The organism is Streptomyces sp. NRRL F-4489, assembly GCF_001509485.1.
Taxonomy (GTDB): domain Bacteria; phylum Actinomycetota; class Actinomycetes; order Streptomycetales; family Streptomycetaceae; genus Streptomyces.
The window spans coordinates 24886-36898 of sequence record NZ_LLZI01000229.1; the positions used below are offsets into that span (position 1 = coordinate 24886).

The 12013-nt window shown below is 66.5% G+C and carries 19 protein-coding genes; all 19 read left to right on the forward strand.

Translation table 11 applies throughout. From position 1 onward, the window contains the following. Window positions 1-199 precede the first annotated feature (199 nt). The 19 genes from rpsL to ADL22_RS19225 all read left to right on the forward strand — a co-directional run bounded on the left by rpsL (window position 200) and on the right by ADL22_RS19225 (window position 11820). Window positions 200-571, forward strand: a complete 372-nt coding sequence (gene rpsL / locus ADL22_RS19135; RefSeq protein WP_003948652.1) for a 30S ribosomal protein S12 — start codon at window positions 200-202, stop codon at window positions 569-571. 2 nt (window positions 572-573) lie between these two features. Then, window positions 574-1044, forward strand: coding sequence for a 30S ribosomal protein S7 (gene rpsG, locus ADL22_RS19140; RefSeq protein WP_066980846.1), 471 nt, complete (start codon window positions 574-576; stop codon window positions 1042-1044). A 39-nt stretch (window positions 1045-1083) separates the two neighbouring features. Beyond that, complete coding sequence (gene fusA / locus ADL22_RS19145) at window positions 1084-3204, forward strand: elongation factor G (RefSeq protein WP_066980848.1); 2121 nt, start codon at window positions 1084-1086, stop codon at window positions 3202-3204. 156 nt (window positions 3205-3360) lie between these two features. Beyond that, complete coding sequence (tuf, locus tag ADL22_RS19150; RefSeq protein WP_066980851.1) at window positions 3361-4554, forward strand: elongation factor Tu; 1194 nt, start codon at window positions 3361-3363, stop codon at window positions 4552-4554. A gap of 424 nt (window positions 4555-4978) precedes the next feature. Then, window positions 4979-5287 (forward strand): 30S ribosomal protein S10, encoded by a 309-nt coding sequence (rpsJ, locus tag ADL22_RS19155; RefSeq protein WP_003948644.1) that lies wholly within the window; start codon window positions 4979-4981, stop codon window positions 5285-5287. A gap of 17 nt (window positions 5288-5304) precedes the next feature. Continuing rightward, a complete protein-coding gene (gene rplC, locus ADL22_RS19160) occupies window positions 5305-5949 on the forward strand; it encodes a 50S ribosomal protein L3 (protein WP_066980854.1) in 645 nt (214 codons plus the stop codon). A gap of 8 nt (window positions 5950-5957) precedes the next feature. Then, window positions 5958-6611 (forward strand): 50S ribosomal protein L4, encoded by a 654-nt coding sequence (gene rplD, locus ADL22_RS19165; protein WP_066980857.1) that lies wholly within the window; start codon window positions 5958-5960, stop codon window positions 6609-6611. Then, window positions 6611-6934, forward strand: coding sequence for a 50S ribosomal protein L23 (gene rplW / locus ADL22_RS19170; RefSeq protein ID WP_066980860.1), 324 nt, complete (start codon window positions 6611-6613; stop codon window positions 6932-6934). Before rplD ends, rplW begins: the two co-directional genes overlap by 1 nt. 42 nt (window positions 6935-6976) lie before the next feature. Next, window positions 6977-7813 carry a 50S ribosomal protein L2 gene (rplB, locus tag ADL22_RS19175; protein ID WP_016571056.1) on the forward strand — a complete coding sequence of 279 codons (837 nt, stop codon included), beginning with the start codon at window positions 6977-6979 and terminating at the stop codon, window positions 7811-7813. A 12-nt stretch (window positions 7814-7825) separates the two neighbouring features. Then, the gene (gene rpsS, locus ADL22_RS19180) at window positions 7826-8107 is read left to right on the forward strand and encodes a 30S ribosomal protein S19 (protein WP_004571826.1); all 282 of its coding nucleotides are present in this window, start codon (window positions 7826-7828) and stop codon (window positions 8105-8107) included. Between the two features lie 70 nt (window positions 8108-8177). Beyond that, entirely contained in the window at window positions 8178-8525 is a 348-nt protein-coding gene (rplV, locus tag ADL22_RS19185; RefSeq protein WP_066980928.1) for a 50S ribosomal protein L22, read from the forward strand. After that, on the forward strand, window positions 8525-9346 hold the full coding sequence (gene rpsC / locus ADL22_RS19190; RefSeq protein ID WP_066980863.1) for a 30S ribosomal protein S3: 822 nt from the start codon (window positions 8525-8527) through the stop codon (window positions 9344-9346). Before rplV ends, rpsC begins: the two co-directional genes overlap by 1 nt. 5 nt (window positions 9347-9351) lie before the next feature. Beyond that, window positions 9352-9771, forward strand: coding sequence for a 50S ribosomal protein L16 (rplP, locus tag ADL22_RS19195; RefSeq protein WP_004571829.1), 420 nt, complete (start codon window positions 9352-9354; stop codon window positions 9769-9771). Next, window positions 9771-9995 (forward strand): 50S ribosomal protein L29, encoded by a 225-nt coding sequence (gene rpmC / locus ADL22_RS19200; protein WP_004950453.1) that lies wholly within the window; start codon window positions 9771-9773, stop codon window positions 9993-9995. Before rplP ends, rpmC begins: the two co-directional genes overlap by 1 nt. Then, window positions 9995-10276, forward strand: a complete 282-nt coding sequence (gene rpsQ, locus ADL22_RS19205) for a 30S ribosomal protein S17 (protein WP_066980866.1) — start codon at window positions 9995-9997, stop codon at window positions 10274-10276. The genes rpmC and rpsQ overlap by 1 nt, the downstream gene beginning before the upstream one ends. A 98-nt stretch (window positions 10277-10374) precedes the next feature. Then, window positions 10375-10743: a 50S ribosomal protein L14 gene (rplN, locus tag ADL22_RS19210; RefSeq protein ID WP_003998823.1), complete on the forward strand. Its 369-nt coding sequence runs from the start codon at window positions 10375-10377 to the stop codon at window positions 10741-10743. Between the two features lie 3 nt (window positions 10744-10746). Then, window positions 10747-11070, forward strand: a complete 324-nt coding sequence (rplX, locus tag ADL22_RS19215; RefSeq protein WP_066980869.1) for a 50S ribosomal protein L24 — start codon at window positions 10747-10749, stop codon at window positions 11068-11070. Beyond that, a complete protein-coding gene (gene rplE / locus ADL22_RS19220; RefSeq protein WP_066980871.1) occupies window positions 11070-11630 on the forward strand; it encodes a 50S ribosomal protein L5 in 561 nt (186 codons plus the stop codon). Before rplX ends, rplE begins: the two co-directional genes overlap by 1 nt. A 4-nt stretch (window positions 11631-11634) precedes the next feature. Then, on the forward strand, window positions 11635-11820 hold the full coding sequence (locus ADL22_RS19225) for a type Z 30S ribosomal protein S14 (RefSeq protein WP_003956452.1): 186 nt from the start codon (window positions 11635-11637) through the stop codon (window positions 11818-11820). Window positions 11821-12013 lie beyond the last annotated feature (193 nt).

A 12013-nucleotide genomic window follows, 5' to 3' on the forward strand; every position in this document is an offset into this window, starting at 1 on the left:
TGGGCTGCCGTGCGCGCCTTCTCCCCCCACTTCCGGACGGAGAGTCCCGGCAGCGCGGAAGCCAGGTCTTTTGACACCGCAATCTGCCGCCCCTCGTTCCAGCGAGGCCGGTCTGCAGTATTCGACACACCCGACCGCGTGGGTCGGGAACGTTCCAGGTTAGCTTTACCGAGACTGGCACACAGAAACCGGAGAAGTAGTGCCTACGATCCAGCAGCTGGTCCGCAAGGGCCGGCAGGACAAGGTCGAGAAGAACAAGACGCCCGCACTCGAGGGTTCGCCCCAGCGCCGCGGCGTCTGCACGCGTGTGTTCACGACCACCCCGAAGAAGCCGAACTCGGCCCTGCGTAAGGTCGCGCGTGTGCGTCTGACCAGTGGGATCGAGGTCACCGCTTACATTCCGGGTGAGGGCCACAACCTCCAGGAGCACTCCATCGTGCTCGTGCGCGGCGGCCGTGTGAAGGACCTGCCGGGTGTTCGGTACAAGATCATCCGCGGCTCCCTCGACACGCAGGGCGTCAAGAACCGCAAGCAGGCTCGCAGCCGCTACGGCGCCAAGAAGGAGAAGTAAGAATGCCTCGTAAGGGCCCCGCCCCGAAGCGCCCGGTCCACGTCGACCCGGTGTACGGCTCTCCTCTGGTGACCTCCCTCATCAACAAGGTCCTGCTGAACGGGAAGCGCTCCACCGCCGAGCGCATCGTGTACGGCGCCATGGAGGGTCTGCGTGAGAAGACCGGTACCGACCCGGTCATCACGCTGAAGCGCGCGCTGGAGAACATCAAGCCCACCCTTGAGGTGAAGTCCCGCCGCGTCGGTGGTGCGACCTACCAGGTCCCGGTCGAGGTCAAGCCGGGCCGCGCCGCCACCCTCTCGCTCCGCTGGCTCGTGGGCTACTCCCGCGCCCGCCGCGAGAAGACCATGACCGAGCGCCTCATGAACGAACTGCTCGACGCCTCCAACGGCCTCGGCGCTTCGGTCAAGAAGCGTGAGGACACGCACAAGATGGCCGAGTCCAACAAGGCCTTCGCGCACTACCGCTGGTAGTCGCAACCCACATCGAGACCGAGAGAAGACTGAGCCACTATGGCTACCACTTCGCTTGACCTGGCCAGGGTCCGCAACATCGGGATCATGGCCCACATCGACGCGGGCAAGACGACCACCACCGAGCGGATCCTGTTCTACACCGGTGTTTCGTACAAGATCGGTGAAGTCCACGACGGCGCTGCCACGATGGACTGGATGGAGCAGGAGCAGGAGCGCGGCATCACGATCACGTCTGCCGCGACGACCTGCCACTGGCCGCTGGACAGCGTCGACCACACCATCAACATCATCGACACCCCGGGCCACGTCGACTTCACCGTCGAGGTGGAGCGCTCGCTGCGCGTGCTCGACGGTGCGGTGACGGTGTTCGACGGCGTCGCCGGTGTCGAGCCCCAGTCGGAGACCGTCTGGCGCCAGGCGGACCGCTACGGCGTCCCGCGGATCTGCTTCGTCAACAAGCTGGACCGCACCGGCGCCGAGTTCCACCGCTGCGTCGACATGATCTCGGACCGCCTGGGCGCGACCCCGATCGTCATGCAGCTGCCGATCGGCACCGAGGCGGACTTCAAGGGCGTTGTCGACCTGGTCCGCATGAAGGCGCTGGTCTGGTCGGCCGAGGCCGCCAAGGGCGAGATGTACGACACCGTCGACATCCCGGACACGCACATCGAGGCCGCCGAGGAATGGCGCGGCAAGCTCCTCGAGGCCGTGGCCGAGAACGACGAAGAGATCATGGAGCTCTACCTCGAGGGCCAGGAGCCCACCGAGGAGCAGCTCTACGCGGCGATCCGCCGGATCACCATCGCCTCCGGCAAGGCCGACGTGACCACCGTCACCCCGGTCTTCTGCGGTACCGCGTTCAAGAACAAGGGCGTGCAGCCCCTGCTCGACGCGGTCGTGCGCTACCTCCCCTCCCCGCTGGACGTCGAGGCCATCGAGGGCCACGCGGTCGGCAACCCGGAGGAGGTCGTCAAGCGCAAGCCGTCCGAGGAAGAGCCGCTGGCCGCCCTGGCGTTCAAGATCGCGAGCGACCCCCACCTGGGCAAGCTCACCTTCATCCGGGTGTACTCGGGCCGCCTCGAGGCCGGCACGCAGGTGCAGAACTCGGTGAAGGGCAAGAAGGAGCGCATCGGCAAGATCTACCGGATGCACGCGAACAAGCGTGAGGAGATCGACGCGGTGGGTGCCGGCGACATCGTCGCCGTCATGGGTCTGAAGCAGACCACCACCGGCGAGACCCTCTGCGACGCGGGCGCCCCGGTGATCCTGGAGTCGATGGAGTTCCCGGCCCCGGTCATCCAGGTCGCCATCGAGCCGAAGTCCAAGGGCGACCAGGAGAAGCTGGGTGTCGCCATCCAGCGTCTCGCCGAGGAAGACCCCTCGTTCCAGGTGCACACCGACGAGGAGACCGGCCAGACCATCATCGCGGGTATGGGCGAGCTGCACCTCGACGTGCTGGTCGACCGCATGAAGCGCGAGTTCCGGGTCGAGGCCAACGTCGGCAAGCCGCAGGTCGCCTACCGTGAGACCCTGCGCAAGCCGGTCGAGCGCCTGGACTACACGCACAAGAAGCAGACCGGTGGTTCCGGCCAGTTCGCGAAGGTGCAGATCGCGCTGGAGCCGCTGGAGGGCGACGGGTACGAGTTCGAGAACAAGGTCACCGGTGGCCGCATCCCGCGGGAGTACATCCCGTCCGTGGACGCGGGCTGCCAGGAGGCCATGGAGTTCGGTGTTCTCGCCGGCTACCCGCTGACCGGTGTCAAGGTCACCCTGCTCGACGGTGCGTTCCACGAGGTCGACTCGTCGGAAATGGCCTTCAAGATCGCCGGTTCGATGGCCTTCAAGGAGGCCGCCCGCAAGGCCAGCCCGGCCCTGCTCGAGCCGATGATGAAGGTCGAGGTCACCACGCCCGAGGACTACATGGGCGATGTGATCGGCGACATCAACTCCCGCCGTGGGCAGATCCAGTCCATGGAGGACCGCGCCGGCGCCAAGCTCGTCACGGGCCTGGTTCCGCTCTCGGAGATGTTCGGCTACGTCGGAGACCTCCGCAGCAAGACGTCGGGTCGCGCGAGCTACTCGATGCAGTTCGACTCCTACGCCGAGGTTCCGAAGAACGTCGCCGAGGAGATCATCGCCAAGGCCAAGGGCGAGTAACTCACGCCGCGAGTTAACGCTCTAGGCTTGACTCCGGAGCCTGTCGGGGCATTCCACCGCAACAACGGCGGAATGCCCCCGGGCCCGGGCTATCCAGCAAAGATCACCTGGCGCCGATGAGTAAGGCGTACAGAACCACTCCACAGGAGGACCCCAGTGGCGAAGGCGAAGTTCGAGCGGACTAAGCCGCACGTCAACATCGGCACCATCGGTCACATCGACCACGGTAAGACGACCCTCACGGCCGCCATTACCAAGGTGCTGCACGACGCGTACCCGGACCTGAACGAGGCCTCGGCCTTCGACCAGATCGACAAGGCTCCTGAGGAGCGCCAGCGCGGTATCACCATCTCCATCGCGCACGTCGAGTACCAGACCGAGTCGCGTCACTACGCCCACGTCGACTGCCCCGGTCACGCGGACTACATCAAGAACATGATCACCGGTGCCGCCCAGATGGACGGCGCGATCCTGGTGGTCGCCGCCACCGACGGCCCGATGCCGCAGACCAAGGAGCACGTGCTCCTGGCCCGCCAGGTCGGCGTTCCGTACATCGTCGTCGCCCTGAACAAGGCCGACATGGTGGACGACGAGGAGATCCTGGAGCTCGTCGAGCTCGAGGTCCGTGAGCTCCTCTCCGAGTACGAGTTCCCCGGCGACGACGTTCCGGTCGTCAAGGTCTCCGCCCTGAAGGCCCTGGAGGGCGACAAGGAGTGGGGCCAGACCGTCCTCGACCTGATGAAGGCCGTCGACGAGAACATCCCGCAGCCGGAGCGCGACGTCGACAAGCCGTTCCTGATGCCGATCGAGGACGTCTTCACGATCACCGGTCGTGGCACCGTCGTCACCGGTCGTATCGAGCGCGGTGTCCTCAAGGTCAACGAGCCGGTCGACATCATCGGCATCAAGACCGAGAAGACCTCCACCACGGTCACCGGCATCGAGATGTTCCGCAAGCTGCTCGACGAGGGCCAGGCCGGTGAGAACGTCGGTCTGCTGCTCCGCGGCATCAAGCGCGAGGACGTCGAGCGCGGCCAGGTCATCATCAAGCCGGGCTCGGTCACCCCGCACACCGAGTTCGAGGCGCAGGCCTACATCCTGTCCAAGGACGAGGGTGGCCGCCACACGCCGTTCTTCAACAACTACCGTCCGCAGTTCTACTTCCGTACCACGGACGTGACGGGCGTTGTGACCCTCCCCGAGGGCACCGAGATGGTCATGCCGGGTGACAACACCGAGATGAAGGTGGACCTCATCCAGCCTGTCGCCATGGAGGAGGGCCTGAAGTTCGCCATCCGCGAGGGTGGCCGGACCGTCGGCGCCGGCCAGGTCACCAAGATCGTCAAGTAAGACGGTCCCGGTTGACCCGGTAGCTCCCCGGAGCTCCTGAGAAGCCCCGCTCACCACCCGGTGGGCGGGGCTTCTTGACAGGCGGGGCTCGATTGGCCTTGGGCGTGCCCGGTATGGCACACTGTCCAGGTTGCTCGGTTGAGTGCCGATGCTGCGCGCCTCCCGCCGGGAGGACCGGAAGCGAGTCCCAGGTATTCGTCGCCCCTTCTCAGGGGCGGAAGTACGGGAATCTTCCGGGAAGCGTCAGCGGGGTGCCTCGGCCAGGCGCCCGGTGGGTGTTCTTCCCCCACGCTCTCCTCCTCGAGGGATCCGCTCTGCGGAGATTTACGAGAAGGAGCGCGACACGCCCGACCGCGTGGGTCGGAGAAGAACGGTGACCTCCCGGGTCCCAGAGCGTTACGAGAGACAGGACTACGAAGTAGCCATGGCGGGACAGAAGATCCGCATCCGGCTCAAGGCCTACGACCACGAGGTCATCGACTCCTCGGCGAAGAAGATCGTCGAGACGGTGACCCGCACGGGTGCGTCGGTCGCGGGCCCGGTGCCGCTGCCCACTGAGAAGAACGTGTACTGCGTCATCAAGTCGCCGCACAAGTACAAGGACTCGCGCGAGCACTTCGAGATGCGCACGCACAAGCGCCTGATCGACATTCTCGACCCGACGCCGAAGACCGTTGACTCCCTGATGCGACTCGACCTCCCGGCCGGTGTCGACATCGAGATCAAGCTCTGAGGGTCGGTGATCTGAGAATGGCTAAGCAGATCAAGGGGCTCCTGGGCGAGAAGCTCGGCATGACCCAGGTCTGGGACGAGAACAACCGTGTCGTCCCCGTGACCGTGGTGAAGGCCGGCCCCTGTGTCGTTACCCAGGTGCGCACCAATGACCAGGACGGCTACGACTCCGTCCAGATCGCCTTCGGCGAGATCGACCCGCGCAAGGTGAACAAGCCCCTCAAGGGCCACTTCGCCAAGGCCGACGTCACCCCCCGCCGCCACCTCGTCGAGGTCCGTACGGCGGACGCCGCCGAGTACACCCTCGGCCAGGAGCTCAGCGCCGACGTGTTCGAGGCCGGCGTCAAGGTCGACGTGACCGGCAAGAGCAAGGGCAAGGGCTTCGCCGGTGTCATGAAGCGTCATGGCTTCGGCGGTGGCAAGGCTTCGCACGGTGCCCACCGCGTGCACCGCAAGCCGGGCTCCATCGGTGGCTGCGCCACCCCGGGCCGCGTGTTCAAGGGCATGCGGATGGCCGGCCGTATGGGCAATGAGCGGGTCACCACCCAGAACCTGACCGTCCACGCCGTTGACGCGGAGAAGGGCCTGCTGCTCATCAAGGGCGCAGTTCCTGGTCCGAACGGCGGCCTCGTCCTGGTCCGTACCGCGGCCAAGGGGGCCTGAGGTAACCGATGAGCACCATTGACATCCTTTCGCCGGCAGGCGACAAGGCCGGGACCGTCGAGCTCCCCGCGGAGATCTTCGACGCGAAGGTCAGCGTTCCGCTGATCCACCAGGTCGTCGTCGCGCAGCTGGCCGCTGCCCGTCAGGGCACGCACAAGACCAAGACTCGCGGAGAGGTCCGCGGCGGTGGCAAGAAGCCGTACCGCCAGAAGGGCACCGGCCGCGCGCGCCAGGGTTCGACCCGTGCGCCGCAGTTCGCCGGCGGTGGCGTCGTCCACGGCCCCGTGCCGCGTGACTACAGCCAGCGGACCCCGAAGAAGATGAAGGCCGCCGCGCTGCGCGGTGCGCTGTCCGACCGGGCCCGCCACAGCCGCGTCCACGTCGTCACCGGCGTGGTCGACGGCGCGGTGTCCACGAAGGCCGCCAAGGGCCTGCTCGGCAAGATCTCGGAGCGCAAGAACGTGCTCCTGGTCGCCGAGCGCTCCGACGAGGCCGCGTGGCTCTCCGCCCGCAACCTGCCCCAGGTCCACATCCTGGAGCCGGGCCAGCTGAACACGTACGACGTGCTCGTCTCCGACGACGTGGTCTTCACCAAGGCCGCCTTCGAGTCCTTCGTGTCTGGCCCCAAGGCCGCCGTTGAGACCGAAGGGAGCGACGCCTGATGACTGAGGCCGTCGTCACCAGCAAGACCTTCACGGACCCCCGCGACGTCCTCGTCAAGCCGGTGGTCTCGGAGAAGAGCTACGCGCTGCTGGACGAGAACAAGTACACGTTCATCGTCGACCCGCGTGCCAACAAGACCCAGATCAAGCAGGCCGTCGAGGCGGTCTTCTCGGTCAAGGTCACCGGGGTCAACACGATCAACCGGCAGGGCAAGCGCAAGCGCACCCGCACCGGTTTCGGTAAGCGCGCCAACACCAAGCGCGCCATCGTGACCCTCGCCGAGGGCGACCGTATCGACATCTTCGGCGGCCCGGCCTCCTGAATCAGGAGTCCGAGTCGTCCGGAATCGGACGAGGACTGAGAAATGGGTATCCGCAAGTACAAGCCGACGACCCCGGGCCGTCGTGGCTCCAGCGTCGCCGACTTTGTCGAGATCACGCGGTCCACGCCGGAGAAGTCGCTGGTCCGCCCCCTGCACAGCAAGGGCGGCCGTAACAACGCCGGTCGTGTGACCGTTCGCCACCAGGGCGGTGGCCACAAGCGCGCCTACCGCGTGATCGACTTCCGTCGTCACGACAAGGACGGCGTGCCGGCCAAGGTCGCGCACATCGAGTACGACCCCAACCGCACCGCGCGCATCGCGCTGCTGCACTACGCAGACGGCGAGAAGCGCTACATCATCGCCCCGCGCGGCCTCCAGCAGGGCGACCGGATCGAGAACGGCGCTGGCGCCGACATCAAGCCGGGCAACAACCTGCCGCTGCGCAACATCCCGGTCGGTACGACCATCCACGCCATCGAGCTGCGGCCCGGCGGCGGCGCGAAGTTCGCCCGCTCCGCGGGTGCCTCCGTGCAGCTGCTGGCGCGGGAGGGCTCCATGGCCCACCTGCGCATGCCGTCCGGTGAGATCCGCCTGGTCGACGTCCGCTGCCGCGCCACCGTTGGCGAGGTCGGCAACGCCGAGCAGTCGAACATCAACTGGGGCAAGGCCGGCCGCATGCGCTGGAAGGGCGTCCGCCCGACCGTGCGTGGTGTCGTGATGAACCCGGTCGACCACCCGCACGGTGGTGGTGAGGGCAAGACCTCCGGTGGTCGCCACCCGGTCTCGCCCTGGGGCAAGAAGGAGGGTCGTACGCGCTCGCCGAAGAAGGCCAGCAACAAGTACATCGTCCGCCGCCGCAAGACGAACAAGAAGCGCTAGGAGCGGGTTTAGATGCCGCGCAGTCTCAAGAAGGGGCCCTTCGTCGACGACCACCTCGCCAAGAAGGTGGATGTACAGAACGAAGCCGGCACCAAGAACGTCATCAAGACCTGGTCCCGCCGCTCGATGATCGTCCCGGCCATGCTCGGCCACACGATCGCGGTGCACGACGGCCGCAAGCACGTCCCGGTGTTCGTCACCGAGTCGATGGTCGGCCACAAGCTCGGCGAATTCGCGCCGACCCGCACCTTCCGCGGCCACGAGAAGGACGACCGCAAGTCGCGTCGTCGCTGATCGACCGGAGAGGTGGTTCCCCGCTCACCGCGGGGGTGAACCGACTATGACTGACACCGAAGGGACAACCATGGAAGCCAGGGCCCAGGCGCGGTACATCCGCGTCACGCCCATGAAGGCCCGCCGCGTGGTGGACCTTATCCGTGGCATGGATGCCACGGAGGCTCAGGCGGTCCTGCGATTCGCTCCGCAGGCCGCGAGCGTGCCCGTGGGCAAGGTGCTGGACAGCGCCATTGCCAATGCCGCGCACAACTACGACCACTCGGACGCCTCCACGCTGTTCGTCAGCGAGGCGTACGTCGACGAGGGTCCGACCCTGAAGCGGTTCCGGCCGCGCGCCCAGGGCCGTGCCTACCGGATCCGCAAGCGGACCAGCCACATCACCGTGGTCGTCAGCAGCAAGGAAGGAACCCGGTAATGGGCCAGAAGGTAAACCCGCACGGGTTCCGGCTCGGCGTCACGACGGACTTCAAGTCCCGCTGGTACGCCGACAAGCTGTACAAGGACTACGTCAAGGAAGACGTCGCCATTCGTCGCATGATGACGAAGGGCATGGAGCGCGCCGGTATCTCCAAGGTGGAGATCGAGCGCACCCGTGAGCGCGTCCGCGTTGACATCCACACCGCTCGCCCGGGCATCGTCATCGGCCGCCGCGGCGCCGAGGCCGACCGCATCCGCGGTGAGCTGGAGAAGCTGACCGGCAAGCAGGTCCAGCTGAACATCCTCGAGGTCAAGAACCCCGAGACCGATGCGCAGCTGGTGGCCCAGGCCGTCGCCGAGCAGCTCTCCTCCCGCGTCTCCTTCCGTCGCGCCATGCGCAAGAGCATGCAGTCGACGATGAAGGCCGGCGCCAAGGGCATCAAGATCCAGTGCGGTGGCCGTCTCGGCGGCGCCGAGATGTCCCGCTCGGAGTTCTACCGCGAGGGCCGGGTGCCCCTGCACACGCTCCGCGCGAACGTCGACTACGGCTTCTTCGAGGCCAAGACCACCTTCGGCCGCATCGGTGTGAAGGTCTGGATCTACAAGGGCGACGTCAAGAACATCGCCGAGGTGCGTGCCGAGAACGCCGCCGCGCGTGCGGGCAACCGCCCGGCCCGCGGTGGCAACGAGCGCCCGCGCCGCGGTGGCGAGCGTGGCGGTCGCGGCCGCAAGCCGCAGCAGCAGGCTCCCGCTGCCGAGGCCCCCAAGGCCGAGGCCGCTGCCGCTGCTCCGGCGGAGAACCCTGGAACGGAGGGCTGACCGACATGCTGATCCCTCGCAGGGTCAAGCACCGCAAGCAGCACCACCCGAAGCGGAACGGTATGGCCAAGGGCGGTACCGAGCTGGCCTTCGGTGAGTACGGCATCCAGGCCGTCACCCCGGCCTACGTGACGAACCGGCAGATCGAGTCCGCTCGTATCGCCATGACCCGTCACATCAAGCGTGGCGGCAAGGTGTGGATCAACATCTACCCCGACCGTCCGCTGACGAAGAAGCCGGCCGAGACCCGCATGGGTTCCGGTAAGGGTTCTCCGGAGTGGTGGGTCGCGAACGTCAAGCCCGGCCGGGTGATGTTCGAGCTGTCCTTCCCGAACGAAAAGGTTGCCAAGGAGGCGCTGACCCGCGCCGCCCACAAGCTTCCGATGAAGTGCCGCATCGTGCGGCGCGAGGCAGGTGAGTCGTGATGGCGGCCGGTACCAAGGCGACCGAGCTGCGCGAGCTGAACAACGAGGACCTCGTTGCCAAGCTGCGTGAGGCCAAGGAGGAGCTGTTCAACCTCCGCTTCCAGGCGGCGACCGGACAGCTCGAGAACCACGGCCGGCTGAAGGCCGTCCGCAAGGACATCGCCCGGATCTACACCCTGATGCGTGAGCGTGAGCTGGGCATCGAGACGGTGGAGAGCGCCTGATGAGCGAGAAGAATGTGACTGAGACGACCGAGCGCGGCTTCCGCAAGACCCGTGAGGGCCTCGTCGTCAGCGACAAGATGGACAAGACCGTCGTCGTCGCTGTCGAGGACCGCGTCAAGCACGCCCTGTACGGCAAGGTCATCCGCCGTACCAACAAGCTCAAGGCGCACGACGAGCAGAACGCCGCGGGTGTCGGCGACCGCGTCCTCCTCATGGAGACCCGGCCGCTGTCCGCGACCAAGCGCTGGCGCGTCGTCGAGATCCTCGAGAAGGCCAAGTAATCCCTCCTGGGGGACCCCCCAGGAACAGTTCCGCCAGGCTCGGCAGGTGTTTCACGTGAAACACCTGCCGGGAACCGGCAGACATTCAGGAGATAGACGTGATCCAGCAGGAGTCGCGACTGCGCGTCGCCGACAACACTGGTGCGAAGGAGATCCTTTGCATCCGTGTTCTCGGTGGTTCCGGTCGCCGCTACGCGGGCATCGGTGACGTCATCGTCGCCACCGTCAAGGACGCGATCCCCGGTGGCAACGTGAAGAAGGGTGACGTCGTCAAGGCCGTCATCGTTCGCACCGTCAAGGAGCGCCGCCGTCCGGACGGCTCGTACATCCGCTTCGACGAGAACGCGGCCGTCATCCTCAAGAACGATGGCGACCCCCGCGGCACCCGCATCTTCGGCCCCGTGGGCCGGGAGCTGCGCGAGAAGAAGTTCATGAAGATCATCTCGCTCGCGCCGGAGGTGCTGTAACCGATGAAGATCAAGAAGGGCGACCTGGTCCAGGTCATCACCGGCAAGGACAAGGGCAAGCAGGGCAAGGTCATCGCGGCCTACCCCCGCGAGGACCGCGTCCTGGTCGAGGGTGTCAACCGGGTCAAGAAGCACACCAAGGCCGGACAGACCGCTCGCGGTGCGCAGACCGGCGGCATCGTGACGACCGAGGCCCCCGTCCACGTCAGCAACGTTCAGCTGGTCGTGGAGCAGGACGGCAAGAAGGTCGTGACCCGCGTCGGATACCGCTTCGACGAGAACGGCAACAAGATCCGCGTTGCCAAGCGGACCGGTGAGGACATCTGATGACTGCCACCACCAACGCGCCGCGCCTCAAGACGCGCTACCGCGAAGAGATCGCCGGGAAGCTGAAGGACGAGTTCTCGTACGAGAACGTCATGCAGATCCCCGGCCTGACCAAGATCGTGGTCAACATGGGTGTGGGCGACGCCGCCCGCGACTCCAAGCTGATCGAGGGCGCCGTGCGCGACCTCGCCACGATCACCGGCCAGAAGCCGGCCGTCACCAAGGCCCGGAAGTCCATCGCGCAGTTCAAGCTGCGTGAGGGTCAGCCGATCGGCGCCCACGTCACCCTCCGCGGTGACCGCATGTGGGAGTTCCTGGACCGCCTGCTGTCGCTGGCGCTGCCGCGCATCCGCGACTTCCGTGGTCTGTCCCCCAAGCAGTTCGACGGTCGGGGCAACTACACCTTCGGTCTCACCGAGCAGGTCATGTTCCACGAGATCGACCAGGACAAGATCGACCGCACCCGGGGTATGGACATCACCGTGGTCACCACGGCGACCAACGACGACGAGGGCCGCGCCCTGCTTCGTCACCTCGGCTTCCCGTTCAAGGAGGCGTGAGCGAATGGCGAAGAAGGCTCTGATTGCCAAGGCTGCTCGCAAGCCGAAGTTCGGTGTGCGCGCGTACACCCGCTGCCAGCGCTGCGGCCGTCCGCACTCCGTGTACCGCAAGTTCGGCCTGTGCCGCGTGTGCCTTCGTGAGATGGCTCACCGTGGCGAGCTGCCGGGCGTGACCAAGAGCTCCTGGTAAATCCCCAGTTGGGATTTACCGGAGGCTCTCGGTAAGCAACCGGTCGGCGGGCGCCCAGTCCTCCTTCCCGTACGCTGGAAGGGTTTGGGCGCCCCGCCGCCCCAGACCGACCGCGGGCCCCGCCCGCATAACGTCGCTTACTACGCCGTAGGTCCCCGCACCGCACCCGTCCCGACCGAGCTCGGGGAGAGGG

Excerpts from the sequence above, each read along its gene's own strand:
- ADL22_RS19225 (WP_003956452.1), top strand. The coding sequence starts at position 11,635 with ATGGCGAAGAAGGCTCTGATTGCCAAGGCTGCTCGCAAGCCGAAGTTC.
- rpsC (WP_066980863.1), top strand. The coding sequence starts at position 8,525 with ATGGGCCAGAAGGTAAACCCGCACGGGTTCCGGCTCGGCGTCACGACG.
- rplC (WP_066980854.1), top strand. The coding sequence starts at position 5,305 with ATGGCTAAGCAGATCAAGGGGCTCCTGGGCGAGAAGCTCGGCATGACC.
- rplE (WP_066980871.1), top strand. The coding sequence starts at position 11,070 with ATGACTGCCACCACCAACGCGCCGCGCCTCAAGACGCGCTACCGCGAA.
- rpsS (WP_004571826.1), top strand. The coding sequence starts at position 7,826 with ATGCCGCGCAGTCTCAAGAAGGGGCCCTTCGTCGACGACCACCTCGCC.
- rplD (WP_066980857.1), top strand. The coding sequence starts at position 5,958 with ATGAGCACCATTGACATCCTTTCGCCGGCAGGCGACAAGGCCGGGACC.
- rplW (WP_066980860.1), top strand. The coding sequence starts at position 6,611 with ATGACTGAGGCCGTCGTCACCAGCAAGACCTTCACGGACCCCCGCGAC.
- rplP (WP_004571829.1), top strand. The coding sequence starts at position 9,352 with ATGCTGATCCCTCGCAGGGTCAAGCACCGCAAGCAGCACCACCCGAAG.
- fusA (WP_066980848.1), top strand. The coding sequence starts at position 1,084 with ATGGCTACCACTTCGCTTGACCTGGCCAGGGTCCGCAACATCGGGATC.
- rpsQ (WP_066980866.1), top strand. The coding sequence starts at position 9,995 with ATGAGCGAGAAGAATGTGACTGAGACGACCGAGCGCGGCTTCCGCAAG.
- rpsJ (WP_003948644.1), top strand. The coding sequence starts at position 4,979 with ATGGCGGGACAGAAGATCCGCATCCGGCTCAAGGCCTACGACCACGAG.
- rplV (WP_066980928.1), top strand. The coding sequence starts at position 8,178 with ATGGAAGCCAGGGCCCAGGCGCGGTACATCCGCGTCACGCCCATGAAG.
- rpmC (WP_004950453.1), top strand. The coding sequence starts at position 9,771 with ATGGCGGCCGGTACCAAGGCGACCGAGCTGCGCGAGCTGAACAACGAG.
- rplX (WP_066980869.1), top strand. The coding sequence starts at position 10,747 with ATGAAGATCAAGAAGGGCGACCTGGTCCAGGTCATCACCGGCAAGGAC.
- rpsG (WP_066980846.1), top strand. The coding sequence starts at position 574 with ATGCCTCGTAAGGGCCCCGCCCCGAAGCGCCCGGTCCACGTCGACCCG.
- rplB (WP_016571056.1), top strand. The coding sequence starts at position 6,977 with ATGGGTATCCGCAAGTACAAGCCGACGACCCCGGGCCGTCGTGGCTCC.